General features: G+C 59.0%; 27 protein-coding genes. 4 read left to right on the forward strand and 23 right to left on the reverse strand.

Features of this window, described 5'->3' with window-relative positions; all coding sequences use genetic code 11:
- Positions 1 to 165: 165 nt before the first annotated feature.
- Positions 166 to 2100 (forward strand): ribosomal protection-like ABC-F family protein, encoded by a 1935-nt coding sequence (gene abc-f, locus Q7F15_RS18375; protein ID WP_171566199.1) that lies wholly within the window; start codon positions 166 to 168, stop codon positions 2098 to 2100.
- Between the two features lie 137 nt (positions 2101 to 2237).
- Here abc-f and Q7F15_RS18380 read toward each other — a convergent pair whose 3' ends face one another.
- The 7 genes from Q7F15_RS18380 to Q7F15_RS18410 all read right to left on the reverse strand — a co-directional run bounded on the left by Q7F15_RS18380 (position 2238) and on the right by Q7F15_RS18410 (position 9578).
- Positions 2238 to 4544, reverse strand: a complete 2307-nt coding sequence (locus Q7F15_RS18380) for a hypothetical protein (RefSeq protein ID WP_304414774.1) — start codon at positions 4542 to 4544, stop codon at positions 2238 to 2240.
- Positions 4545 to 5241: 697 nt separating this feature from the next.
- Positions 5242 to 6318 carry a tRNA (adenosine(37)-N6)-threonylcarbamoyltransferase complex transferase subunit TsaD gene (tsaD, locus tag Q7F15_RS18385; RefSeq protein ID WP_304414775.1) on the reverse strand — a complete coding sequence of 359 codons (1077 nt, stop codon included), beginning with the start codon at positions 6316 to 6318 and terminating at the stop codon, positions 5242 to 5244.
- Positions 6315 to 6776, reverse strand: coding sequence for a ribosomal protein S18-alanine N-acetyltransferase (gene rimI, locus Q7F15_RS18390; RefSeq protein ID WP_171566195.1), 462 nt, complete (start codon positions 6774 to 6776; stop codon positions 6315 to 6317). The genes tsaD and rimI overlap by 4 nt, the downstream gene beginning before the upstream one ends.
- Positions 6777 to 6780: 4 nt before the next feature.
- A complete protein-coding gene (gene tsaB / locus Q7F15_RS18395; protein ID WP_171566193.1) occupies positions 6781 to 7503 on the reverse strand; it encodes a tRNA (adenosine(37)-N6)-threonylcarbamoyltransferase complex dimerization subunit type 1 TsaB in 723 nt (240 codons plus the stop codon).
- The gene (gene tsaE, locus Q7F15_RS18400; protein WP_171566192.1) at positions 7484 to 7954 is read right to left on the reverse strand and encodes a tRNA (adenosine(37)-N6)-threonylcarbamoyltransferase complex ATPase subunit type 1 TsaE; all 471 of its coding nucleotides are present in this window, start codon (positions 7952 to 7954) and stop codon (positions 7484 to 7486) included. The genes tsaB and tsaE overlap by 20 nt, the downstream gene beginning before the upstream one ends.
- An 18-nt stretch (positions 7955 to 7972) precedes the next feature.
- On the reverse strand, positions 7973 to 8986 hold the full coding sequence (gene thiL, locus Q7F15_RS18405) for a thiamine-phosphate kinase (RefSeq protein WP_212133475.1): 1014 nt from the start codon (positions 8984 to 8986) through the stop codon (positions 7973 to 7975).
- Between the two features lie 118 nt (positions 8987 to 9104).
- Positions 9105 to 9578 (reverse strand): SprT family protein, encoded by a 474-nt coding sequence (locus tag Q7F15_RS18410; protein ID WP_171566190.1) that lies wholly within the window; start codon positions 9576 to 9578, stop codon positions 9105 to 9107.
- Positions 9579 to 9690: 112 nt separating this feature from the next.
- Here Q7F15_RS18410 and Q7F15_RS18415 point away from each other — a divergent pair, with 112 nt between their 5' ends.
- Both Q7F15_RS18415 and cmpA read left to right on the forward strand, forming a co-directional pair.
- Positions 9691 to 10026, forward strand: coding sequence for a hydrolase/acyltransferase (locus tag Q7F15_RS18415; protein WP_171566189.1), 336 nt, complete (start codon positions 9691 to 9693; stop codon positions 10024 to 10026).
- 79 nt (positions 10027 to 10105) lie between these two features.
- Positions 10106 to 10228, forward strand: coding sequence for a cortex morphogenetic protein CmpA (gene cmpA / locus Q7F15_RS18420; protein WP_171566187.1), 123 nt, complete (start codon positions 10106 to 10108; stop codon positions 10226 to 10228).
- Positions 10229 to 10294: 66 nt separating this feature from the next.
- On the opposite strand, the gene Q7F15_RS18425 is transcribed toward cmpA, so the two are convergent.
- From Q7F15_RS18425 to Q7F15_RS18485, 13 genes are all read right to left on the reverse strand, one after another.
- Complete coding sequence (locus Q7F15_RS18425) at positions 10295 to 12454, reverse strand: Tex family protein (protein WP_304414776.1); 2160 nt, start codon at positions 12452 to 12454, stop codon at positions 10295 to 10297.
- Between the two features lie 113 nt (positions 12455 to 12567).
- Positions 12568 to 13350, reverse strand: a complete 783-nt coding sequence (gene sigB, locus Q7F15_RS18430; RefSeq protein ID WP_171566184.1) for an RNA polymerase sigma factor SigB — start codon at positions 13348 to 13350, stop codon at positions 12568 to 12570.
- Positions 13319 to 13810 (reverse strand): anti-sigma B factor RsbW, encoded by a 492-nt coding sequence (rsbW, locus tag Q7F15_RS18435; protein ID WP_171566182.1) that lies wholly within the window; start codon positions 13808 to 13810, stop codon positions 13319 to 13321. Before rsbW ends, sigB begins: the two co-directional genes overlap by 32 nt.
- A complete protein-coding gene (locus Q7F15_RS18440) occupies positions 13783 to 14136 on the reverse strand; it encodes an anti-sigma factor antagonist (protein ID WP_171566180.1) in 354 nt (117 codons plus the stop codon). The genes rsbW and Q7F15_RS18440 overlap by 28 nt, the downstream gene beginning before the upstream one ends.
- A gap of 25 nt (positions 14137 to 14161) precedes the next feature.
- Complete coding sequence (locus Q7F15_RS18445) at positions 14162 to 15163, reverse strand: PP2C family protein-serine/threonine phosphatase (RefSeq protein ID WP_171566178.1); 1002 nt, start codon at positions 15161 to 15163, stop codon at positions 14162 to 14164.
- Positions 15160 to 15591 (reverse strand): anti-sigma regulatory factor, encoded by a 432-nt coding sequence (locus Q7F15_RS18450; protein WP_230077681.1) that lies wholly within the window; start codon positions 15589 to 15591, stop codon positions 15160 to 15162. Before Q7F15_RS18450 ends, Q7F15_RS18445 begins: the two co-directional genes overlap by 4 nt.
- A gap of 168 nt (positions 15592 to 15759) precedes the next feature.
- The gene (locus Q7F15_RS18455) at positions 15760 to 16110 is read right to left on the reverse strand and encodes a type II toxin-antitoxin system PemK/MazF family toxin (RefSeq protein ID WP_005830205.1); all 351 of its coding nucleotides are present in this window, start codon (positions 16108 to 16110) and stop codon (positions 15760 to 15762) included.
- Positions 16111 to 16113: 3 nt separating this feature from the next.
- Positions 16114 to 16413 carry a CopG family ribbon-helix-helix protein gene (locus tag Q7F15_RS18460; RefSeq protein WP_171566177.1) on the reverse strand — a complete coding sequence of 100 codons (300 nt, stop codon included), beginning with the start codon at positions 16411 to 16413 and terminating at the stop codon, positions 16114 to 16116.
- A 171-nt stretch (positions 16414 to 16584) separates the two neighbouring features.
- Positions 16585 to 17790, reverse strand: coding sequence for an alanine racemase (alr, locus tag Q7F15_RS18465; RefSeq protein WP_171566176.1), 1206 nt, complete (start codon positions 17788 to 17790; stop codon positions 16585 to 16587).
- 8 nt (positions 17791 to 17798) lie between these two features.
- Complete coding sequence (locus Q7F15_RS18470) at positions 17799 to 18239, reverse strand: hypothetical protein (protein ID WP_171566174.1); 441 nt, start codon at positions 18237 to 18239, stop codon at positions 17799 to 17801.
- A 207-nt stretch (positions 18240 to 18446) separates the two neighbouring features.
- On the reverse strand, positions 18447 to 19481 hold the full coding sequence (locus Q7F15_RS18475) for a DUF4367 domain-containing protein (protein ID WP_171566173.1): 1035 nt from the start codon (positions 19479 to 19481) through the stop codon (positions 18447 to 18449).
- A gap of 241 nt (positions 19482 to 19722) precedes the next feature.
- Positions 19723 to 20109 carry a holo-ACP synthase gene (gene acpS / locus Q7F15_RS18480; protein WP_171566171.1) on the reverse strand — a complete coding sequence of 129 codons (387 nt, stop codon included), beginning with the start codon at positions 20107 to 20109 and terminating at the stop codon, positions 19723 to 19725.
- 122 nt (positions 20110 to 20231) lie between these two features.
- The gene (locus Q7F15_RS18485; RefSeq protein WP_171566170.1) at positions 20232 to 20396 is read right to left on the reverse strand and encodes a gamma-type small acid-soluble spore protein; all 165 of its coding nucleotides are present in this window, start codon (positions 20394 to 20396) and stop codon (positions 20232 to 20234) included.
- 227 nt (positions 20397 to 20623) lie between these two features.
- Between Q7F15_RS18485 and Q7F15_RS18490 the strand changes: the two genes are divergently transcribed.
- Entirely contained in the window at positions 20624 to 20875 is a 252-nt protein-coding gene (locus Q7F15_RS18490; protein WP_171566169.1) for a glutaredoxin family protein, read from the forward strand.
- Between the two features lie 474 nt (positions 20876 to 21349).
- Here Q7F15_RS18490 and Q7F15_RS18495 read toward each other — a convergent pair whose 3' ends face one another.
- The 3 genes from Q7F15_RS18495 to Q7F15_RS18505 form a co-directional block, all read right to left on the reverse strand.
- Complete coding sequence (locus Q7F15_RS18495) at positions 21350 to 21685, reverse strand: ArsR/SmtB family transcription factor (protein ID WP_171566167.1); 336 nt, start codon at positions 21683 to 21685, stop codon at positions 21350 to 21352.
- 94 nt (positions 21686 to 21779) lie between these two features.
- On the reverse strand, positions 21780 to 23417 hold the full coding sequence (locus Q7F15_RS18500; protein ID WP_212133478.1) for a GMC family oxidoreductase: 1638 nt from the start codon (positions 23415 to 23417) through the stop codon (positions 21780 to 21782).
- Entirely contained in the window at positions 23407 to 24006 is a 600-nt protein-coding gene (locus Q7F15_RS18505) for a gluconate 2-dehydrogenase subunit 3 family protein (RefSeq protein ID WP_171566164.1), read from the reverse strand. The genes Q7F15_RS18500 and Q7F15_RS18505 overlap by 11 nt, the downstream gene beginning before the upstream one ends.
- Between the last annotated feature and the right edge of the window lie 2 nt (positions 24007 to 24008).

Consider the following 24008-nt stretch of genomic DNA (forward strand, 5'->3'; position numbering starts at 1 on the left):
CCCTCCCTGTTTTCGGTGCCTGCGACGGGAGGCGCAAGGGTTGTCCCCGGCGCGCTCTCTACGCTACACTTGTCTGATAGGATAAATTGCGACGGCGACCGCAAGCACAAAAAAGCGCCGCCCGCCCGCTTGCGGTGCAGGTATGTATTAAAGAGGTGACATGCAATGATATTGCTTCAGGCTGAACATATACACAAAACGTACGGGGTTGAGACTATTTTACAGGACATCTCCCTGCAAATACAAACCGGAGAACGGATCGGACTGGTCGGCGTAAACGGCGCCGGCAAGTCGACATTGATGAAAATCCTCGCCGGTCAGCTCAGCTATGACAGCGGAACCGTCCGGATTCCAAAGGATGTCACTGTCGGCTACCTGGCTCAGGACAGCGGATTGGAATCGGAGCGAACCATCTGGGACGAGATGCTCACCGTGTTCAGTGATCTGCAGGAGGAAGAGCGTGAGCTGCGAAAACTGGAAGCGCTGATGGGCAACCCTGACGTGCTGGCTGACGAGAAACGCTATCAGCAGATTCTCGAGGATTACGCCCGTCGTTCCGAGGCGTTCAAGGAGCGGGGCGGTTACGCCTACGAAGCGGCCATTCGCGGCGTCCTGCACGGGCTGCGGTTTGCCGACATGGACAGCCAGACCCCGATCAAGACGCTGAGCGGCGGGCAGAAAACCCGCCTGGCGCTGGCCAAGCTGCTGCTTCAGGCCCCCAGCGTCCTGCTTTTGGACGAGCCGACCAACTACCTGGATATCGAGACGCTCACCTGGCTGGAAACCTACCTGCAAAACTACCAGGGAGCCATCCTCGTCGTCTCCCACGACCGCTATTTTCTGGACAAGCTGGTGACCGTCGTCTACGAAATCGAGCGAACCCGCGCCACCCGGTACGTGGGCAACTACAGCCGTTTCCTGGAACAAAAGGCGGCGCGGCTGGAGCAGGAATTGAAACGCTACGAAAAGCAGCAGGAGGAGATTGCCCGGCTGGAGGACTTCATCGCCCGCAACATCGCCCGGGCGACCACGACCAAACGGGCCCAGAGCCGGCGCAAGATGCTGGAAAAGATGGAGCGGCTGGAGAAGCCCATCATGCAGAACAAATCGGTACATTTTTCTTTTGATATCGCCAAGATGAGCGGCAACATCGTGATCAAAGCGGCCGACCTGAGCATCGGCTATCCGAATGCCGCCCTCTCCCGCAACCTGACGTTTGAGATCGAGCGGGAAGAACGCGTCGCCCTGGTCGGCCCCAACGGCATCGGCAAATCGACGCTGCTGAAGACGATCGTGCAAAAACTCCCTGCGCTCTCTGGCAGCATCCAGTTGGGCAGCAACGTGACGATCGGCTACTACGACCAGGAGCATCGCGATCTCAACGAGCAAAATACCGTGTTGAACGAGATCTGGGACGAGTACCCGCAGATGCTGGAAAAGGATGTCCGCACCCTCCTGGGCAACTTTCTGTTCAGCGGTGACGACGTGCAGAAGCGCATCTGTGAGCTGTCCGGCGGCGAACGGGCGCGGGTTTCGCTGGCCAAGCTGATGCTGAAGCAGGCCAACTTCCTGATTTTCGACGAGCCGACCAACCACCTGGACATCTACAGCAAGGAAGTGCTGGAAAACGCGCTGTACGATTACCCGGGCACGATCCTGTTCGTCTCTCACGACCGCTACTTCCTGAACAAGATCGCCACCCGCGTGCTGGAGCTCACCCCTGATGGAGTGACCAGCTACCTCGGCAACTACGACTATTACGTGGAGAAAAAACAGGAGTTGGCCCAGCTGGCAGCCGAACAACAGGCACCCTTCGGCAAGAAGCAGGGAACAGCCTCATCCCCCCAGACGGAAAAATCCTCGTACGAGCTGGACAAAGAGGCAAAACGGCGCGAACGTCAGCGTCAGCGCCGGCTGGAGGAGATCGAGGCAATCATTCAGCAGCGGGAAGCCGATATCCGCAAATGGGAGGAAGAGCTGTGCCTGCCCGAGGTGTACAGCGACCACGTGCAAGCCAAAGAGCGAAACGACTTGATCGAGCAGGCGAAAGCGGAGCTGGAGCGGCTCTACGAGGAATGGAGCGAACTCTCCGAAGGGTGATGCCCCGCCGATGTTTCCCTTGGCAGACTTCCTTCGGGCGGTAAACAGGCGGCACCGGTGCAAGGCGACAGTAAATGGACTTTAAGCCCGTCTGTGCCGCCAGGGCCAACCGTCCGGCTGCGATGACGCCAGCAAGGTCACGACGTGGAGCAGCGATGCTCCTCCGTCTTTCCCAACGCTGCGTACAAGGCAGGCACAACAAGAAACACGATGCAGGTCGCAGCGGTGATGATCCCGGAATCGTTGAGCAAAAGACCGGCCAGTGCCCCGGCGATCACGCCTGAAAACCCCCTGACCAAAAACGGATAATCGCGGGCCAGATGGCGCAGGTAGCGATCGTTGCAGAGAGCCAGCAGGCCGAGGACGACCAGCGAGACGGCAAACACCTTGCTCCACACTGACACGCGGATCAGCCGCAGGTTCATCTCCAGTTTGCGCTGCACGATCTGAGCCACGTCCGTCCACTCCCCTGAGGCGATCTGCTGCGCCACCCGGCCAATGTGAGTGGGCGGCTGACCGGACAGCAGACTGGCCACCGTCAACGCGACCATCCCTGCCAGGACACCTCCTGCCAACAGCAGGAGGCCTTTTTTTCCCATTCGCCACCCCTGCATCCGCACAAACGCCACGGAGAACCCGACCAGACCGGCGAGAAACCCGCCGGCGTCAGCCCCCAGCCCGGGAGACGCCATGTAATACAGGATGAAGCCAAACAGACCGCTGCCGACGACCACGGACAGCGGATCGGTCCCTCCCTCCGCGTCCTCCCGCCTGTCCCGCCGCCACTGAGCGAGCGCTGCAGCAAACAGGATGGCGCTGCCGATCAGCACCCCTTCGTATTCGTTGCCCAACCCGTAAAAACGGGCGCCAATCACCGGATCGTACCCCAGATAGGAACGGCGCATCGCCGGATTGCCGAACATGCCGTCCGACAGCAGCGCCAGCGTGGTCAATCCCGCCACGGCAGACAATCCGGCCGGAAGCGAACGCGCCTGTTCCAGCAGCATGCCCCCCGCCAGCGCAGCTGTGATGACCACCGACAGGACAACCGCTGACGGCACCTTCCAGCCGACCAGCCCCTCCACCAGAAACAGCAGGGGAAACCAGAGCATCGACAGCAGCGCCAGACGGACAACGCGCCGCGCCAGGTTCAGCCTCCCGCCGTCTGTTCGCCTTCCCCACAGCCAGAGGAACGAAGCCGCTCCCAGGATCGCGATCTGCAGCATGACGTACGTGTACAACACGGAAGAACGGTTGGCGTAAATGTGGTGAATCCGCTCCACTTCACGCAGCAGATCGGACACGTTCATTTCCTTCGACAGACGCAGCAGGTGGCCGGTCAGCCGCTCCGGCGGCGGCACGCGCAGCCATGACAGGACGGTAGGCAGTACATCCAGACCGCTGACCACCCCCGTCTGTCTGGTCGTCGCCGAAGTGAGCACCCCCGCCGCTCCTCCCCGCCACAACAGGAGCGGCGTCAGCAGCGCTTTCTCCTTTTGGGCCTGAACATGCGGCGCAGGCGACAGCAGCATCACCAACTGGTCCGGCCTGCGTTCCCTCAGCACCCGGTCCAAAAATGCACCAAGGTCGGACAGTACCTGATCGTACTGACGGGCGAACCGGTCCGGGGCCATGTCGTCCGCCGCTTGATAGAGGCGAGCCAGGTCAGACAGCTGCACGGTAATCAACCCGGAAGTGCGGTCTTCGCGAATCCGGTCGGCAAGGTAGTCGTAGCGGGTCCGCACGCCGTACGGGTAGTCGTCCCGCCGCTCCAGGACAGCAGCGGAGAGATCTCCCCGGGGAACGCGCCCCTGCTCATCCATGGCAAAAAGTACGGCGTGCCGCTGTCGCACGTCGTCGTAATCACCGTTGCCGTAACTGGCAGCGGGAATGCCATGACGGGCAAGCGTTTCGCCCAGCAAACCGATCCGGGTGGAGTACGGCTTGGACCGGTTTTCCGCGTGCAGGCGATAGATGCCGGGAAACACGACCCGGAAACGAGCCGCGTCTGCCCCGTCGGCTGGACTTAGCTGCCGGGCACGCTCACCTGCCGTCACCCCGGAAGAGAGCAGCTCCTCCGGGTGATACGCCGTACCGCTGCGCTCCGTGTACACGGCCGGTCCGCCGCTGCCGAGCAGCAGGTAGCCATTGGCAGCCGTACGCGCCCCCGGTGTACGGATGGAGAGCGCGCCCGCTTCCGCCTGCTCCAGCCATGTATCCACATGTGGATAGCTGCGCAGGCGGTCCAGCTCCCGAAACGACATCCCTTCCACGAACAACGCCACCACCTGCCTGCCTGCCGAATGGTCTGCTCCGGTTGCATGCACCGGTTTTTCCGCTGTCACAGCAGCACCAACAGCGACTGCGGCAGCCGACGCTTCCGGATTTGCAACAGCCGCCAACAGCAGGCATAGAGCCAGTACCTGCAGCCCTTTTGTTCTCACCAGGCACCCTCCTCTGTTGATAACACCGATACTTTTATCCACAAATTCCACAAAAAAATCCACAGGAAAATGTCGATTTTCCCGGCAATTCTTCGTGTTATCACCAGTATTCACAGGAGCAGGTGAACGCATCCGCCGAAAATTATCCAGAGCCTGTGGATAAAGATGTGACGTGTCAGCTCGCTCTCTTCCGCTCAGCCGGCTGCCGAAAAAAATCGCGGCATTTTCAGCAATTTGTGCGAAAAAAAGAGACCCATACCTGGGTCACGATTGAGGAGATGGAGAGAGAATGGAGAGAAGAAGATGAATGTTATGTAATGAATTCTAACATGAAAATTCATGAAGTCAACCATTTTACGGAAAAATCCGCAAATAAATGTTAGAAAATATGACATAGGAGATGGTCCAAGCGAGCTCCTTTGACGACCGGCTCAGCGGAAAAACGAAGACGCGGGGACCAACAGGGGACACAAGTCTCACTTCATCGAAACACCCAGATGTTTGTCCCCTGCCCGCGTCTCGTTTTGGAGCGGACTTCATCTGCTTCTGTGCCGGGCGTCAAGCGAGCGAGCGGGCCCGATCTCCCATGCGCCGCGAACTTTGTCTACACGCTGATATAATTTTCTTCCCCACACCGAGATGAAGCCCCTATGAAAAAAAGAGTGCCTGCGGAGTCACTTCCGCAAGCCCTCTTTTATCACGATAGGGAAAGACCGGGCACGCCGTTCAAGTCAAGGTCGGCAAACTGGCCTTTCTGGTACTGGATGTACCCGGCGGCTGCGATCATCGCGGCATTGTCGGTACAGAGCGACAGCGGCGGGATGACCAGGGCAATGCCCTCCGCCTCACAGCGCCGCTGCAGCCGTTCACGCAGCCCGCGGTTTGCGGCCACGCCACCGGCCAGCAGCACCTGCCGGGCCTTGTATTCCTTCGCCGCCCGGATCGTTTTTTCCACCAGCACCTCGGTCACCGAATCCTGAAAACTGGCCGCCAGGTCGGCGGGATCGATCGTCTCTCCCCGCTGCGAAGCGTTGTGCAGCGTATTGAGCACCGCCGACTTCAGCCCGCTGAAGCTAAAATCATAGGAGTCGGGTTCCAGCCAGGCGCGCGGCAGCGGCACACGCGGCTCTCCTTCACGGGCCAGCCGGTCGATGTGCGGTCCGCCCGGATAAGGCAGTTTCAGCGCCCGGGCCACTTTGTCGTACGCTTCACCGGCGGCGTCGTCCCGGGTTTCTCCCAGAATCTCGTACTCGCCGTGCGCTCTCATCAGCACCAGCTCGGTGTGGCCGCCCGAGACAACCAGCGCCACCAGTGGAAACTGCATCTCTTCCACCAGCCGGTTGGCGTAGATGTGACCGGCGATGTGATGAACACCGATCAAGGGGATGCCGCGGGCAAAGGATATGGCCTTGGCCGCCGCCACACCCACCAGCAGCGCGCCTACCAGACCGGGGCCGTACGTGACCGCGATGGCATGGATGTCATCCAGTGACCGGCCTGCCTGGCTCAAGGCCTCCTCGATCGTCAGCGTGATGTTTTCCACATGACGACGGGAGGCCACCTCCGGGACCACCCCGCCGAAGCGTTTGTGTATGTCCGCCTGTGAGGCGATCACGTTGGACAGCACGATGCGGCCGTCCTGCACCACCGCAGCCGACGTCTCGTCGCAGCTCGTCTCGATCCCCAAAATGTACGTTGGTTCCCCCGAGTCCTTGTGCGCCTGGTATGCCTGCCGCACGCGTTCCTCGTAGCGGGAAGGTTCTCTTCTGTTCATTGCAGTGTCACCCACATTATGATCGCGTCTTCGTTATTGTCCGAATAGTAGTGTTTGCGCAGCCCCCGCTCCTCAAAGCCCAGTTTGGCGTACAAGCGTCGGGCCACGGTGTTGGACGGGCGCACTTCCAGCGTCATGCTCCTTGCTCCATACGCCACGGCCACTTCCATCATTTTACGCATCAGCCGCTCCCCGATCTTTTTCCCCCGCCAGGCGGGGTGCACGGCCACGTTGGTAATGTGCGCCTCGTCCAGCACAACCCACATCCCGCAGTAGGCAATTACCTTGTTTTCCCGGTTCACGACAACGACGTAGCGTGCGTTGGGGTTTCTTGTCAGTTCGTTGACAAACGCATCGGGCGGCCAGGGTGTGGTAAACGACAGCCGCTCCAGTTCCGCAACCGCTTGTACGTCGGCCAGTGTCATAAAGCGAAATCCTACCGGTTCTTGTTGCTCCATGCCTCTACTCCTTTTGGGAACCCTCCTGATTTTGGGCCAGCCACTTTGCTTCTGCTTCTGCCAGTTGCAGATACTCGGGCACCAGGGCATGCGCCGATCCGGCGTGCTCGATCTCGCCCAGTGCCAAAAGGCCGATATGGGCCGCCCGCGGATGGTTGTGCGAAGCCGGAGCAAACCGGGCTTGATCTCCCAGCGCCGCCGCAATCGTCTCCCGATGCAATCGGACGTCTTCGCCCAGGAACAGGATCGGTTCTCCTGCGGCTTCTTTGCACAGCAGCGGCAGCCAGTCGGAGAGCAGGATGATGCGTTCGGCCAACTGGACCTCGACCGCCTCCATTCCTGCTGTCCGGTACGCTCCGCTGTAAACTTGTCCCCGCCGCGCGTCGAACAAGGGAACGATCAGTCCCGGAAAGCCCAGCGCGTTTTGCGCCACCGCCTGCAGGCTGGAGACGCCGACGACGGGCAGGTTCAGCGCCCAAGCGATGCTTTTGGCCGTGGCGACGCCGATGCGGACACCTGTATACGATCCGGGTCCTTTTGCCACGCCGATGCCGGCAAGCTGTTCCGGCCGCGTGTCCGTCTCGTCCAACAGCCGGGAGACGCAGTCCATCAGGCGAACGGAGTGGTTTTTTTGCTGGTTGGTGGTCACTTCCGCCAGCACACGTCCCTCCTCCACCACGGCTACGCTCAATACCAGGTTGGACGTGTCAATCGCCAGTACGCGCATCACTATCAAACTCCTCGCACAAAGTCACATACCGCTCTCCCTGCGGCACGAATTCGATGCGGCGGGTGTCCGCCCCCTCGTTTCGCAAGATGATCGTCAGCCGCTCCTGCGGCAGCACATCCTCGATCAGGGAAGCCCATTCGACCACGCAGACTCCATCACCGAAAAAATACTCGTCCAGGCCGAGCGACTCCACATCGTCCCCCACCCGGTAGACGTCCATGTGATAAAGCGGCAGCCGTCCCTGATACTCTTTTATGATGGTAAACGTCGGACTGTTCACCACCTGCTTCACGCCCAGACCGCGGGCCAGTCCCTGGGTGAAAGTCGTCTTGCCGGCGCCCAGGTCACCCTCCAGCGCCAGAAAGTCGCCTGGCCGCAACCGTTCCGCCAGACGTTCGGCAAACTGCTGGGTCTCCGCGACTCCGGACAGCGTCCACCTGTATGTCATCCCTGTCATCCTCTCTTGTCAGTCGGCTTGTGCAAAATGATTGTAGCCCGCTTTTGCCATCGGACCGCATACGCCGTCGCGGCACAGCGTGACGGACGGTCCGCCCTTTTCCACGCGGCCGATAATGCGAAAGGATATGCCCGATTGGGCACATTGCCGCGCAAGCGTCTCCGCGCCCGCCGGGTCCACCGTGCCTGCCAACTGATAGTCTTCGCCTCCGTACAGCGCCCAGTCCAGCGGGTCCCTGCCCGCCTGTGCGGCGTACGCACGGGTCGCTTCGTGCATCGGCACCTGCGCGGCGTCCACCACCAGGCTCACGCCGCTCGCTTCTGCGATCTCCCACAGCTCGGAGGCAAGCCCGTCGCTGATGTCGTTCAGCGCCCCCGCCGCTCCGGACGCAAGCAGCAGGCGTCCTGCCTCAATCTGCGCCGCGGGCCGCTGGTGGCAGGCGACAAGCTCCGACCACTCAGACGGCACGCGCGCTCCCGCGTCTCTGGTCTGCAGCAGCAGATGAAGTCCTGCGGCCGATCCTCCCAGGTGACCGGTCACAAACACGAGTTGCCCCGGCCGTGCACCCGAGCGGCGAAGCGCCCGCCCCTTTTCCACTTCCCCCAATACAGTCACGGACAGGTGCAGGGCGTCGGGCGCCGCCACCGTATCCCCGCCGATCACCCGGACGCCATACGCAGCGCACGCCTCGTAAATCCCGTCGTAGATTTCCCGGCATTCCGCCGCTGTCCAGTGCGGGGGTACGGCGATGCTGACCAGGGCAAAGCGGGCGATCCCGCCCATTGCCGCCACGTCGCTGATGTTGCTGATAACCGCCTTGTAACCGATATCGCTCGGCTTCATCGTCTCCCGCAGAAAATGGACGGTTTCCGCCATGGCGTCACAGCAAGCGACTACCTCCATGCCCGGGGAGGGGGAAAAGACGGCGGCATCGTCGCCAATTCCCACGGAAAGCCCGTTTCCTTCCTGGCCGGCCGAACGGCTCGTCCACTGGCGGATGAGCGAAAATTCGTCGTGCGCCACCGCGAACGCTCCTTTTTCCACATAGTGCATTCATTATACCGTTGTCGTCCAAAAGCACGCAAGGAAGAGGGCTTTCCCTGACAAGCCCTGTTGTCTCCCGCGCGCTCCCCGCCGACAGTCAGCTGCCGTCCGCCCGCGCCAGCTCCCTGAGCGACAGCTTGCCCCGGCAGCGGCCGCAGCGGTACCGAGCCGGATTCATCTTTCGCTTGCGCTTGTAGCGCATGCCGCACTCCCGGCAGACCAGTTCGTACCGGTAGGGCAGCCGCGTCCGTCCGCCGCTTACCTGCTGGCAGTACCGGCTGCCGCCCACCTGTTTCAACAGCTCGCGAAACTCCCGGTCGCGGTGCCGATACCCCCGTTTTTCCAGGTGCAGGTGGTAGTGGCACAGCTCGTGTTTGATGATGCCGATCAGTTCCGCTTCTCCGTGCTCTTGCAGATGGCGGGGATTTAATTCGATATCGTGTGAATGAAGCAAGTACCGCCCGCCTGTCGTGCGCAACCGCCGGTTAAAGCGGGCGCGATGGCGAAACGACTTGCCAAAAAACGCCTCCGAGATGGTTTCCACCAGCGTCTGCAATTCCTGATCCGTCATGGGTTCCTCCCCGTCCTCCGCCTGTCCCCTCGACCTCTCCCGCACGTATTGAAAAGTAACGGATGAATGAGCTACACTTGTTGGGAAAGACACGTAGAATGGTGGAGGACTTATGCGTTATCTGATCTTGCAGGAACAGACCGGGCTGCGCTTTGTCGCCATGCCCGAATCCCATATGTACCAACTGGTCGCATTGCTCAAACGGCTGCACAAGGAGATCGGCAAGCTGACGATCGCCGACCGTCCGGAATTGCCCGTCATCATCGCCGAGTGCACCGGACTGGAACTGCTGAGCGACGCCTGCCCAATCGAAGAGGGCCTCGCTTACGTCAGCCGTCTGGAGCGCTGTTTTGCCGCGCTTCAGGAGAGCGAGTATCCGCTCATTTCCCTGCTCACGGAAATCCGCGCCCTGCAGGCGCAGCTTGAGTTTTTGAACGAAGAGGAATAAGCATCGCAAAGAAACAGGTACCTCCGGCGCGTCTTCGGCATACATTGCCTATAGATGATTGACGCCAGGAGGTACTCTCATGCCACAGTGGATGCGCAGGCAACTGCAGCGTGCCTTCTTCGGAAAGGACGTGCGGCAGATTCGCCTGTTGAACAGTTGCTGGTTTTTATATTTGGAAAAGCACGGCGGCCGCTTGGAGTAAGCAGAGGCCGCTTTTTTTTGCGTGCAGGCGGCCTCCCTCGGCCGAGACGGAAGGACGTCCGGGCACTTACTCCTCTGGGGCAATCATCGTCAAGCCGACGCGCTGCCGCTGTTCATCAATCTCCACCACCCAGACGTCGACGATGTCGCCCACCGTCACCACGTCCAGCGGGTGCTTGACAAAGCCTTTGCGCATCCGGGAGATGTGGACAAGACCGTCGTTTTTCAGCCCGATGTCCACAAACGCCCCGAAATCCACCACGTTGCGGACCGTGCCCTGCAGCTTCATTCCCACGGACAAGTCGGAGAGCTGGAGGACGTCGCTGCGCAGCAGGGGCTTGGGCAGTTCGTCCCGCGGGTCACGTCCGGGGCGCAGCAGGCTGTCGACAATATCGGCAAGCGTCGGTTCGCCAATCTCCAATTGCCGCGCCGTTTCCGCCAGATCCAGCGCCTGCAGCCGTTCGCGGCAGGTCTGGCTGCCGATCTCATCGGGAGTGATGCCGATGATCGCCAGCAGTTTGTGCACCGCCGCGTAGGATTCGGGGTGGATCGGCGTTTTGTCCAGCGGATTGACGCCGTCCATGATCCGCAAAAAGCCGATGCACTGTTCATACGTTTTGGCCCCGAGGCGAGGCACGTCTTTCAACTGCGAGCGATCGGTGAACTTTCCGATCTCCTCCCGCTTCTTCACGATGTTGCTCGCCACTTGGCGGGTAATGCCGGAAACGTACTGCAAGAGGGAGGGGGAAGCGGTATTGACGTCCACCCCGACGTGGTTGACCGCCGACTCCACGACGAACTGCAGGCTTTCCGCCAGGCGGGACTGGGAGACGTCGTGCTGGTATTGGCCGACGCCAATTGATTTGGGGTCGATCTTGACCAGCTCAGCCAGCGGGTCCTGCAAACGGCGGGCGATCGATACGGCGCTGCGCTCGGCCACGTCCAGATCGGGAAATTCCTCCTTGGCCAGTTCCGAAGCGGAGTAGACAGAGGCGCCCGCCTCGTTGACGATGATGTAAAACACGCTCTGCTTTAGCTCCTTCAAGACCCCGGCGATGAATTGTTCCGTCTCCCGCGAGGCCGTTCCGTTGCCGATGGCGACGACGTGCACGCCGTATGTTTCGATCAGCTCCACAACCTTGGCTTTCGCTTCCGCCACCTTGTTGGCAGGCGGCGTCGGGTAGATGACGGCCACCTCCAGCAGTTTGCCGGTCTCGTCCACGACGGCCAGCTTGCAGCCGGTCCGGTAGGCCGGGTCAACGCCCAGCACCACTTTGCCCTTCAGCGGAGGCTGCAGCAAGAGATTGCGGAGGTTTTCCGCGAAAATGTGAATCGCCCTCTCTTCTGCCTTCTCCGTCAGCTCTGACCGCACTTCCCGCTCGATCGACGGGGCGATCAGGCGCTTGTAGCTGTCTTCCACAGCCGCTTCCAGCCAGGGGCGGGCCACCGTCTCCCGGGTGATGACGCGTTTTTTCAGATAGGCGAGAATCTCCTCCACTGGCGCCTCGACCGCAACCTTGAGGATGCCTTCGTTCTCGCCCCGGTTGATCGCCAGCACGCGGTGGGGAACCACCTTTTTCAGCGGCTCGCTGAATGCGTAGTACATCTGGTAGACGTTTTTCCCGTCCGCTTCTTCCGCCTTTTGCTCCGACACCAGCACCCCTTTCTGGAACGTCCGCTGCCGGACCCACTGCCGAATCTCTGCATCGTCCGAGAGTTGTTCAGCCACGATGTCCATTGCTCCCTGCAGCGCCTGCTCCGCTGACTCCACGCCTTTTTCTGGGTTGAGGTACGCGGCCGCCTCAGCTGCCGGGTCACCCGCCGCAGGCAACCCCAACAGGTACATGGCCAATGGCTCCAAGCCCTTTTCCTTGGCCATCGTGGCCCGGGTCCGCCGCTTCTGCCGGTACGGCCGGTACAAATCCTCCACTTCCTGCAGCTTGACGGCGCGTTCGATGGCCGCCTTCAGCTCGTCGGTCAGTTTGCCCTGCTCCTCGATCAGCCGGATAACCTCTTCCTTGCGCACGGACAGGTTGCGCAAATAGCGAACGCGCTCGTCAATGGCGCGAATCTGTGTTTCGTCCAGCTGCCCGGTCATTTCCTTGCGGTACCGGGCGATGAAGGGCACCGTATTGCCTTCGTCCAGCAAGGCAGTCGTGCGCTCCACCTGATGCGGCTTGACGCCCGTCTCCTGCGCGATCGTCTGGATCATCAACGTTTGGTCCATTCCGTACCTCCTGCTCTCATCCTACGCGGTTATTGTATCACAACCGTCAAATCGCCCCCAGCGCGCATCGGACCAAAAAACGGAGGTGATCTCCACCTCCGCCGTCGTTTGCGTTATGATGTCGGGTTGTCAGCTTGCAGCGCCGCGCGCAGTTTGCCGAGAGCCCTGCGCTGCAGCCGCGAAACGTGCATCTGGGACATGCCCAGCAGATCCCCTGCCTGCTTTTGGCTCAAATTCCGAAAAAACGTAAGATGAATGATGGCCTGTTCCCGTTGGTCCAAAGCATGCAGGGCGCGGTCCAGCATCAATTGCCGGTCGATCCGGTCATACCCTTCCTCTTCTACCCCGACCATGTCCAGAAGCGAGACGGCGTTGCCGTCGCTGTCCGACTCCAGCTCGCTGTCGATCGACAGGGAATAGTAGCTCCGTCCCATCTCCAGCGTCTCCAGCACGTCCTCCTCACTGATGCCGAGCGCTTCCGCGATTTCCGCAATCTGCGGGGAGCGCTGCAGGCGGGCAGTCAGTTCGTCCGCGATACGCTTGATCTTCGGGCTCAGCTCCTTGATCCGCCGGGGGACGTGGACGCTCCAGGTCTTGTCGCGGATGTAGCGTTTGATCTCCCCGACAATGGTCGGCACGGCAAAACTCTCAAACGTGCGGCCCAGCGCAGGGTCAAACCGGCGTAAGGAGGCAAGCAGCCCGAGCATGCCCACCTGAAACACGTCCTCGTAGGAAATCCGGCCGCGCACGAATTTTCTCGCAAGCGTCTCGACGAGTGGGGTATAGGCGCGCACCAGTGTCTCCTGCAGACCGGGGTCCCCTGTCTCACGAAACGCGCCGACCAGCCGTATCAGTTCTTCGCGGCTAGGCTTCCGCTTCGGAATCCGCCCGGTCATCACAAGCCACCCCATCCCCCCGCAGGTACTTGGTCATGGTGACCGTCACTCCCTCGCTCACCTGAACGTCCACCTCGTCCATCAGCGCATGGATCAGGAACAGCCCCAGTCCTCCTTCGGCCACGTCATCGAGGTCGGCATCGGGGTGGATTGGCCGCAAATCTGCCGGCTCTCTGTCAAACCAAAACCCTTTCCCCTGATCGGCCACTTCGATGACCAGGCGATCCGGGAAGACACGGCAGGTGACGCTCAGCTCCATCTCCTCGGCGGCGCGGTCGTAAGCGTGATTCACCGCATTGGTACAGGCCTCGGCCACCGCCAGCTTGATGTCTTCGATCTCCTCGTAGGCAAATCCCATCCGGTTGGCAATGCCCGAAACAGTCAGGCGGACAACGCCCACATACTCCGCCTGGGCTGGCAGCGTCAGTCGGATCACATCGGCCTCAGGTCGTTGCGCCATTCGTCGCTCTCTCCTTTGCGGGGAACAATTCGTTCATACAATCCGGTGAGCCGAAACAGCCGCTCCACCCGCGGCGACAGGCGTTCCACAAGGAGCCGGCAGCCCGTCTGCCTGCACACTTTCATCGCCGCGACAAAAATCCCGATCCCCGTGCTGTCCATGTATTCAACGGCTGTCAGATCCACAGCGACGCTCCTTACGTCCGGCTGGTTGACCAGCGGCAGCAGGCGCTCCTTTAGCTGCGGCCCCGTATAGGCGTCAATTTCCCCTGCGAGTACCAGCACGTGTTCACCGCCGTTGCTCGTGTGCGTAATCGTCAGGTCCATCCGAACTCCCTCCCGTATGCTGTGCTCACGTCCGTCGAAGTACGATCATGGTGTAATCATCCGGCAGTTCAAACTGGGAGAGGAGCAGCAGCCTGTGGTAGAGACGGTTGGCCATCTCCTGGGCCGGCACTCCCACTTCCCCCTGCAGATAGGAAACCAGCTCCTCCCGTTGGAAGTACGCCCGTCCTACCTTGCGTTCCGTCACGCCGTCCGTCAACAGGATGAGGCAATCTCCCGGTTCGAGCTCGACTTCCCGCTCCTCGTACGTGCTTCCCGGCGCAATCCCCAGAGCTGCGCCCCTGCCTTCGAGATCGTAAAAGCGGTCCTCGGCCCGCCGGTACAAAAAGCCCGGTTCATGTCCCGCCGTCGCGTAGCAAAAGCGGTGAACATCCGCGTCGTAACGGCCGTACACCATCGTGACAAACATGCTCGGATCGAGGTTCCGCTCCACGACATTGTTCAAATGACGCAGGATGCCTGCCGGCCCCAGCTCCATCTCGCCCAGGCCGTCGATCGCATATTTGAGCATCGACATGCACATGGCGGCGGGGATACCCTTCCCCGTTATGTCGGCGATCGCGAGGCTGAACCTGTGACTGTCGTGGCAGACAAAATCGTAGTAATCGCCGCTCATCTGTTTGGCCGGCACACTGACCAGCCCTACATCCACACCGGGGCAGGAGGGCAGCCGCTGCGGCAGCAGTGCCTGCTGCATCGCGGAAGCTACGGCGATTTCCGACTCCAACTGCTGGTGCCGGCTCCGCCAACTGTGAATCGAGCGGTACGCGTTCCCATACTCGATCATGATTTCCGTCAAAATCTGAAACGACTCCCGGACGAACTCGGGAACCGGCCCCAAACGCTCCAGCGCCCGTCCGTGCAGGTCGGCGAGCTCTTCCGGGGAGACGTTGCGGGCCAAGAGCTGCTTGCCCAACTGCTGGGCGCCGTACAAAGGGGCTTCTCCTTTGCCCTCCCGGTAATCTCTCAACAACCGTGCATACTGTTCTTCCAGGTCGTCATACGTCAATCGGGGTCACCTCCCCCCGCTTCGTTCCGCCACTTGACAACGATGACACGCGTTCCTTTTCCGGGAACGCTCTCCAGAAAAAACTCGTCCATCATCCGCTTCACACCCGGCAGTCCGGCTCCCAAACCGCCTGAGGTGGAATACCCGTCCTCCATCGCCTTGCGCATATCGGCGATGCCCGGACCGGTGTCGGCAGCCGTGATCCGCAACCCGATACGGCTGTCCCGCTCCACCTGTTCGATGAAAATCGTGCCGCTGCCCGCGTACAGGTAGATGTTGCGGGCCAATTCGGAAATGGTGGTGGCGATGCGGGACTGCATGATGGTGCCAAAGCCCAATTGTCTCGCCATGTTGCGGCCGATCTGCCTGGCCGTGACAATGTCCGCCTCTGTAGCGATGTTGACTTGTTCTGAAAAAGGCTCTGTCACAACCGGAAACTCCTTCCATCTGCACTTGTCACCGATCCGATTTAGCAAAACGTGTCAATTTTTGTCTACGAAATCATTTCGCTGCCGCTGTTTTGAATCCCTGCCCCGACAGCAAAAAAACCACTTGCTGCACAAGTGGTTTTTGCTGTCTGAGCATCAGGCAAACGATTAAAAGTCAATGAGTCCCAGGCTGATCTGCAGGGATTCATTGACGCGATCCATCATCTCGTCGTCCAGATGCGTTATCTTATCGGTCAGCCGTTGTTTGTCAATGGTTCGAATCTGTTCCAGCAGAATTACGGAGTCACGGTCAAATCCGTACGTTTTTGCGTCAATCTCTACATGCGTCGGCAGTTTAGCCTTCTGAATCTGCGCCGTAATGGCGGCGACGATGACCGTTGGACTAAAGCGATTGCCAATATCGTTTTGAATCACTAAAACAGGCCGTACGCCTCCCTGTTCAGAGCCAACGACCGGTGACAGGTCAGCGAAAAACACATCGCCACGTTTGACAATCACAAGTCACACCCCGCTAACTAAGCGGATAAGAGTATGGTCAGCCTCTTCCTCTGCGCCAAATGCCTCCGATGCCATTTTCAGATTGATTTTCGCCATTTCCATGTAACCTTTTTGCATGGTTTCGCGAATGACACGCTTTTTGCGCTCTTTCAAGTAAAGGTGCATCGCCTGGCGAATAAACTCGCTGCGATTGGATTTTTCTTTCTGAATAACGCCATCCACTTCCTGAAGCAGGTGATGTGGCAAGCTGATCATGATGCGTTTCGTGTTAGACTTAGACAAGACAAATCCACCTCCAACCATGACCGTAACATCCCGCAGACTCGTTCCACCGCGATCCAGTAGGAACAATACCATTATGTCGAACCATTTTCAAAAATATACCTGTCCGATCGCTGTTAGGCAAAAAAAAGCCTGTTTTGCGCTCTAGTTGTATTCGCGTTCCATCCGCAAATTCCTGCCTGATGTCGAGTGCTAGTTATTTACACTTTGTGACAGGGCACGCTGACCCGTCAGTAAATGGTACACGTCCACCACTTTGCCGTCCCGCAGATAGACGCGCGGGATGCGGTGATCAAGCATGCACGCGACCTCGTAATTAATCGTCCCCAAACAATCGGCCACTTCATCCAGCGAGATTTCCTCGTCCCCCTGTCTGCCGTACAGCACCACCTCATCACCCACCCGTGCCGTTCCGTGATCGATCCTGACCATGATCTGGTCCATGCAGACCCTGCCGACCACCGGCGCCCGACAGCCATTTACCAAAACCGATCCGCGATTGGACAGCAGCCGCGAAAACCCGTCGGCATACCCGATCGGCAGCGAGGCAATCTGCTCGCCCGGCTGCGCAGTGTACGTCGCCCCATAGCTGATCGTATAGGGCGGTTCGGTCATGTGCTTGAGATGGGCAATCCGGGTCTTCAGGGAAAGCGCAGGGACCAGTTGCACGCGAGCCTGCTGCTTCATGTAGGCGGATGGGTATAGTCCGTATAAACCTATGCCTAAACGGATCGTATCATACCCCCATTCGGGAAAGGCGATGGAGGCAGCGGTATTGGCGCAGTGAACGCGCGGCAAACGCCTGCCCGTCTCCCGCAAGGCACGCAAATACGACTGGAACCGCTCGTGCTGCTCGCAGACAAGCGTGACATCCGGTTCGTCGGCAGTAGCAAAATGCGTAAAAATGCCCGCCCAGCGGAGCAGGGGACTGTTTTCGAGCGCTTCCACCACGGCAAACAGCTCGTCTTTGGAGCGCACGCCAAGCCTGCCCATGCCCGTATCCACCTTGATGTGAATACCGACAGGCTTGGCCGACGCCTCCTGCAGCAAGCGATTCGCCTCCGTCATCCAATCGGCATGGTAGGCGGTCAGCTCCACCTCCCAACGGCTGGCGGTCACCACTGAATCCGTCGGCGTATAGCCGAGCACCAGGATGGGCGCGGTGATCCCCGCCTTCCTCAGCACGATCGCTTCGTCCAGCATCGCTACGGCGAGCGAGTTCGCCCCGCTGTCCAGCGCTTCCCTGCCGACGTGAAAGGCGCCGTGTCCGTAGCCGTCCGCCTTGACCACGGCCATGATGCCGGTGGAAGCCGGTATGTGGCGGCGGAACGCCTGCACATTGGCCCGAATCGCATCCAGATCCACTTCAACCCAGGTATCGCGGCAGTACGGTTTCATGTCGTTCGTTATCTCCTCTTTTGCAGCTTTTGATAGACAAACAGCCGTTCGTTGAGGTGGTTGAGGAACTGCCGGGACACCATCAACGAATGCCGCTTGCCGCCCAACTTGTACAAATGGCGGCCTTCAAAAATCGGCTCCACTTCCGACAGCGGATATCTCGTCTCCCGACCGCCCATGGAAACGATTAGATGCGTCTTGGTCAGCTTGTACGACGGCCGCAGCGTATACTTGTACACAAATGGCGCAAGGCAGACGACCGCGATCGCGATGGCAAAGGCAAGCACTTTGAAAGCCGGTGATTGTGTGTTGAAAAATTGAGACAACAAGAGCATCCCGACCACAAAGAATAGCGTCTCCATAATGCGCATTTTCATGTTTTTTCGCAGCAGCAGGTCTTTGTAGCCGGACTCTTCCTGGTACAAAATCTCATCGGACGTTTTTTTCATGGATGATGCTTCACCTCATCGCGTAGTTACTTCGACTTTATCGCTTTCTGACGCTGTATGTCAATTCGCTTGTCGCGGGCAGTATGTACTTTTCGTCCACCCCGCTGCTATTCCCGGCAACCCGCTGAAATTCCCGGCACTGCAGTCGATGCGAAAGAGACAGCCCCATACACGACAAAAAAGGACGGCGAATGCCGTCCCGATTGATTATTTACCGCTCACGCCGTACGTGGATTGGGCCACCTTGACCATTTCCTCTTCCGGCAGGTCGCCGGTCAGCGTAAACTCCACGCCGTCCAGTTCCCAGCTCAGGTAGCGCTGATTGTCAGCATTTTGGATCAGCACCCCGATGGTGAAGCCCAGATCGACCGGAACCCCCTGCTCCGAGGACACCGATGTCGCCGTGGGGCGCGCTTCAATCAACTTGTAGTTGTACAAACCCTTGTACTCCAATACGACCGTCCGTTCACCGTCCCGGGTAACCGGCTCGATGTCGCCCTGCTTCACGCCTTCGGGGATGTAGGTGGGCACAATGACGCCGAACTGGCTGGATGGCGGTTTGCTTGTGTCGTTTGCCTGCGACAGCGTCGGCACCACCGGCAGCGAACTGGTGCTCATGTTGCGGTCTTTGTCAAACGCATCCTTGTCAAATTGCGGGTTGAACACAAAGTCGGTAAAGTTGATCGTAACCAGTGTATTCATATTGGAATCCATGATTTCCGCACGCGTCGGCTTCAGCTCCTCCGTCAGCCAGATCTTCTGCCTGGTCAGGGAGCGATTGCCGGAGTAATTGGCCTTGACTTCAAATACGTACTGCTTGTCGTCCATTTCCATCTTGCGTTCCGTGTCGTCAATGATGCTGCGGGCCAGCGTCTCGTACAGATAGAGCGGACCGTTGTTTTCCGGCCAGCCGCTCTGGAAGCGGAAGCTCTTGTTGAGATGCGGCGTCAGGACAAACACCCCTTCATTGTTGCGCAGGATGATCTGCGTAATGCCTCGCTGTTTGGACGTGAGCGCGACACGGTAGTTGGTCGGTTTTTCGTACCACACCGACACGTCGTACTCCATCGCCGTGGAGCCAGTCTGCATCGTCAGTACGGCCTGAGATTTGTAGCCGGCCATCTTGTCCAGCGTGCTGCTCAGGTCATCCACCACATCGTCCGGTGTTTTCTGACCGAAGCAGCCGCCGAGCAGCAGGGAAAAGACCAACAAGAAAACCAGTGGAAAAGCTGCCCGTTTCATTCAAAGAACTCCTCCTTGTCTGCTAATTTCGACAAAGAAGGGCACCCCTGTCTATTTCCTGGGAAATCTGTCAGTCTTTCGCCTCTTCCGCGCACATCGTGTCAATAATCCGTTCGGGTATCGGGGACGCGACATCGCCTTGATCGGCTGAAGACTTACCCTATCTGTTAGAGCAGGTAGTCCCTCCTGATCTACGCGATATAAATCTATGTCCATCCTCGTCCCGATATGCAGACAAGTTTTACAGTTCTTCCACTACAACCTGCGCCACGGCATAATCCCGGCTGTGGGAAATGCTGAGGTGAACCCGTACCCGCTCCGGTGTGAGTCCGACCCGCTCCAGCGCCTCCCTGCTGATGCGCAGGTCCGGCTTGCCTGTGTCCGAAGAGAAGATTTCCAGATCGTGAAAGCCTACCTGGCTGCCAATCCCGGTGCCGAGCGCCTTTGCCGCCGCTTCCTTGGCAGCAAACCGGCCGGCCAGATATTCCGCCCGCCGCGCCTTCTCCTTCCCGTCCAGCAGTGCTTTTTCCGCGTCCGTAAACAGGCGGTCAAGCGCTTTCGTACGCCGCTCGATCAGCGCCTGTACGCGTCCGATTTCCACAATGTCCGTGCCAATTCCCACGATCATACACAATCCCGCTCCCCATTCTTTGATTATGCAGTGACGATATCACCCCATTCTATTATTGGCAAGTGCTGCATCAAATCAAAAAACAAACCCCCGCAAAAAAGCGGGGGTGATTGTTCCTGTTATTCGGTAGGTTGCTGCGCTTGCTGAGCAGATTTCGCAGCGGATTGCTGGTTTTGACGGCGTACTTCCGATACGTTGGTTTCGCTTGCAAATTCGGTAGCGGTGTTTTGCGCAGCTTGTTGTTGCGCTTGGTTGGCACCTGCTTGTTTGTTTTGTTTCGGCATCGTCCATTCACCTCCTCCATGTCACTGAATATAATGTGCACCGCTAGCTATGTATCTATTCCACCTGATTTTTCCTCATCATGCAGCGAAACCACACGGGGACGGCTCAAGGGGCGGTGTCGGTTCGCTGTGGTTTTTGGGCATTCTAAGTGCCGATGGCGGCAGGAGTTCCCCTGTCCCGCCGCGAAGTATTCCCTTTCATTTGAGTACGAAAGGAGCAAACCCACATGGCTCGTACGGTCATTGTCTACACACAGCCTACCTGCGGCCCCTGCCAGGAGGAAAAATTATGGCTGACGCAGCAAAACATCCCGTTTGAGGACCGCGATATCCGCAAAAATGACGCCTATTTCCAGGAAGCGATCCAACTGGGAGCGAGCATGACGCCTGTTACCCTGATCGTAAACGAAGACGGCGAGCAAATCGTCGTTCACGGCTTTGACAAGGAGCAGTTAAAAAAAGCGTTGAATCTCTCTTGATTCAACGCTTCAGACTGAAGACAAACTGTACTTTTTCATTGAGGTTCCGCAAGGATACAATCTTTCCATCGTTGTCAGGCCGAAAGGCCTGCACATTGATCAACCGAAGGTGGAGATAAAGTACGGGCATGGAGTGATGGGCCAAGCGAGCTCCTTTGACGACCGACTTAGCGGAAAAACGAAGACGCGGGAATCAACAGGGGACACAAGTCTCACTTCCTCGAAATACCCAGATGTTTGTCCCCTGCCTGCGTCTCGTTTTGGAGCGGACATCATTCGCTTCTGTGCTGGGCGTCAAGCGAGCGAGCGGGCCCGATCTCCCATGCGCCGCAGACTTTGTCTACACGCTGAAGCGTTGAATCTCTCTTGATTCAACGCTTTTTTCCTGATTAAAGAAATTTTATGCGTAAACATTATAAAGCCGCTTCCAATGCAGAAGCGGCTTCGCCAAATACTCTGGCGCACAGTCGTTTATTATGCGAGCGATTGCACACTCGCTTGTTTTTTCTCCTTGATGAGAGGCGACAGGTCCGGCAAGTGCGAAAGAATCTGCTTTACGGCAGGTGGGCACTCCGTGTTCAGGGAGTAAAACACCCAGGGACCCATGCGCTTCTCCTTCACCAACCCGTGTGTTTTCAATTTGGCCAAGTGCTGGGAAACAGATGGTTGGGATGTTTGCAAAATCTCCACGAGATCGCGTACACAGAAAGACTGTACCTGCAGGAGAGCCATGATCGTCAAGCGTGTTTTGTCGCCGAGAAGCTTGTAGATCTCAGACAAATACAGCACCTGAGTCAAATCCACATCCATAATACCCCACCTTTGCCTTGCATATCTGTTTATCAGTATACAATACACACATAAGGCAGGGAAGATATGATGTCGACAGTTCCGTGAACACCAATCAGACGTCTCTTGTCTTCATTGCTTCCACCAGGCGGTCCGCTGTCCGGGCGGCCAGCGCCATCACCGTGTTGGTCGGATTGGCGCCGCCTGAGGTGACAAACGTGGAAGCACCCGCGATGAACAAGTTGGGAATGTCGTGGGTTTGCCCGAATTCATTGACTACCGACGTCGACGGGTCCTTGCCCATCCGGCAGCCGCCCATCAGGTGGGCCGTGTCGTCGACGACGTGCTGCGGTGTGCCGCCCATCGCTTCAATCAGCCGTTTCATCTGCTCGATGGCGTGCGCGATCAGCTTTTTGTCGTTTTCACCGTAGGAAAAGGTCACTTTAGGAATCGGCAGACCGTACTCGTCCTTCTCGTCGCTCAACGTGACGGCGTTGTCGGGATTGGGAAGCACCTCTCCGACGAGCGTGATCCGGGCGTAGTAGTTGTAATCCAGCATCGTCTCCCGCAAGGCTTTTCCCCACAATAAGGTGCCGTCCATCCGTTCCGCCGCAATCCCACCGGCCATCGCCACCGGTCTGGCTCCATGGGCGCTGAGCGTGTACCCCCGGGCAAATCCCCGGTTCCGGTCCGTCTCGTAAAAATGCTGGGTCAACGCAAGCACAGGCGTCCCTTTGTACAGGCGCACTTCTTCCGGAAGCAGTCCGTACACGTCCTGACTGGAGTGGGTCATGATCGCCTTGCCCACCCACCCGCTGGAATTGGCCAGTCCGTCGGGAAAATGGGGCGTGGCCGAATTGAGCAGCAGGCGCGGCGTCTCCACGACATAGCCGGCGAGAATCACCACCCGGGCTGTCTGCTTGTAGGTGTCGTTGCCGTGTTGAAAGAGAACGCCGGTAACGCGTGTCCCATCGGTGAGAATCTGCGTCACCATGCAGTCGGACAGCACTTCCGCTCCCGCCTGGATCGCTTTCGGGATGTGGTGAATCAAGCCGCTGTACTTGGCGTTGGGCATGCAGCCCTGGTTGCAAAATCCACGGTTGATGCAGGGAGGCCGGCCGTCAAACGGCGCGGACAAAATGGCCAGCGGCGCGACGACGCTGTCGAAGCCCAATTTTGCGCACGCTTCGCGAAACAACTGGGAGTTGGCGCTGATCGGCTCCCGCACCGGAAACGGATACGGCCCGTTGAACGGCCCCCAGGGGAAGTAATCGGGACCGGACACGGCAATTTCCCGCTCGATCTTGTCGTAGTAGGGAGCCAGGTCCTGATAGCGGATCGGCCAGTCTTCGCCTACACCATCCACTGTCTTGGTCATGAAGTCGCTCTCGTGAAACCGCAGGAAAACCCCGGTAAAATGAACCGTGCCGCCCCCTACGCCCCTTCCCGAGTTGTTGTGCCCCAGCCGCAGCGGATTGTTCCCGTCGACCAGGCGGGTCTCCTGCCAGCCGAGGTTTTTCATCGCCAATTCGTCACTGGCAAAATCGGTCTGCGGATTCCAGAAGGGGCCGGCTTCGATCACGACGACGCGCAGCCCGGCCTTGGCCAGTTCGTATGCCAGCACGCCGCCTGCCGCCCCCGCCCCGACGATACAGACATCCGCCCCGTCCGCGTACCGGCGCTGATCCAGCCGCTTGGAACGATGCCCTTCATAATGGTCGATGTGATGCGTAACCCGGTCCTTATTCTCCATCCGCTTTCGCCTCCCAGGGATCCACCAGTCCTTTTTCCACGCGCACATAGCCGCGCGGATACGCCGGTCCGCCGTAGCCGATGTCCGACCAGACCAGGGGGTGAGAGTAATACGCCTCCACCGTGTCGCGGAGCAGCTTGGTGAAAAAGTCGACGGGGTTCAGCTGCGCCCAGGCGGTCGTAGCGGGAACCTGCCCGGCAGCCACCGCTTCCAGCACAGCCTGCTGCTCTTCCCGCTTCAAGCCGGGAAATTCCTCGCCGTACATCTCGCGGCTGGCCTCGTTGACTCCGGCCAAGCCCAGAAGGTACAACTGCTGTTTGGGCGGCACCCCCACTTTCCGCTGCGATTCACCGATCGGACTGGCGGCCGTTTCGTCCAGATGCTGGACCACGTACGTCAGCACCTCCAGCCGGTGGTCATCCACCAGCACGCTGACGATGGACTGCAGCAGTATCGCTTCCGTTTTGGTAAAAAAACGACAGGCCACTTGCGGAGTGCGCCGCTTGGCCACGATGTTCCGGGTGTGAGGGTCCCAGGCCTCGTGTTCCTCCCACACGTCATACGATGGGTAACGGCTCGTTTTCGCCATGC

It is taken from the genome of Brevibacillus aydinogluensis, from assembly GCF_961514395.1.
In the GTDB taxonomy this organism is placed as follows: Bacteria; Bacillota; Bacilli; order Brevibacillales; family Brevibacillaceae; genus Brevibacillus; species Brevibacillus aydinogluensis.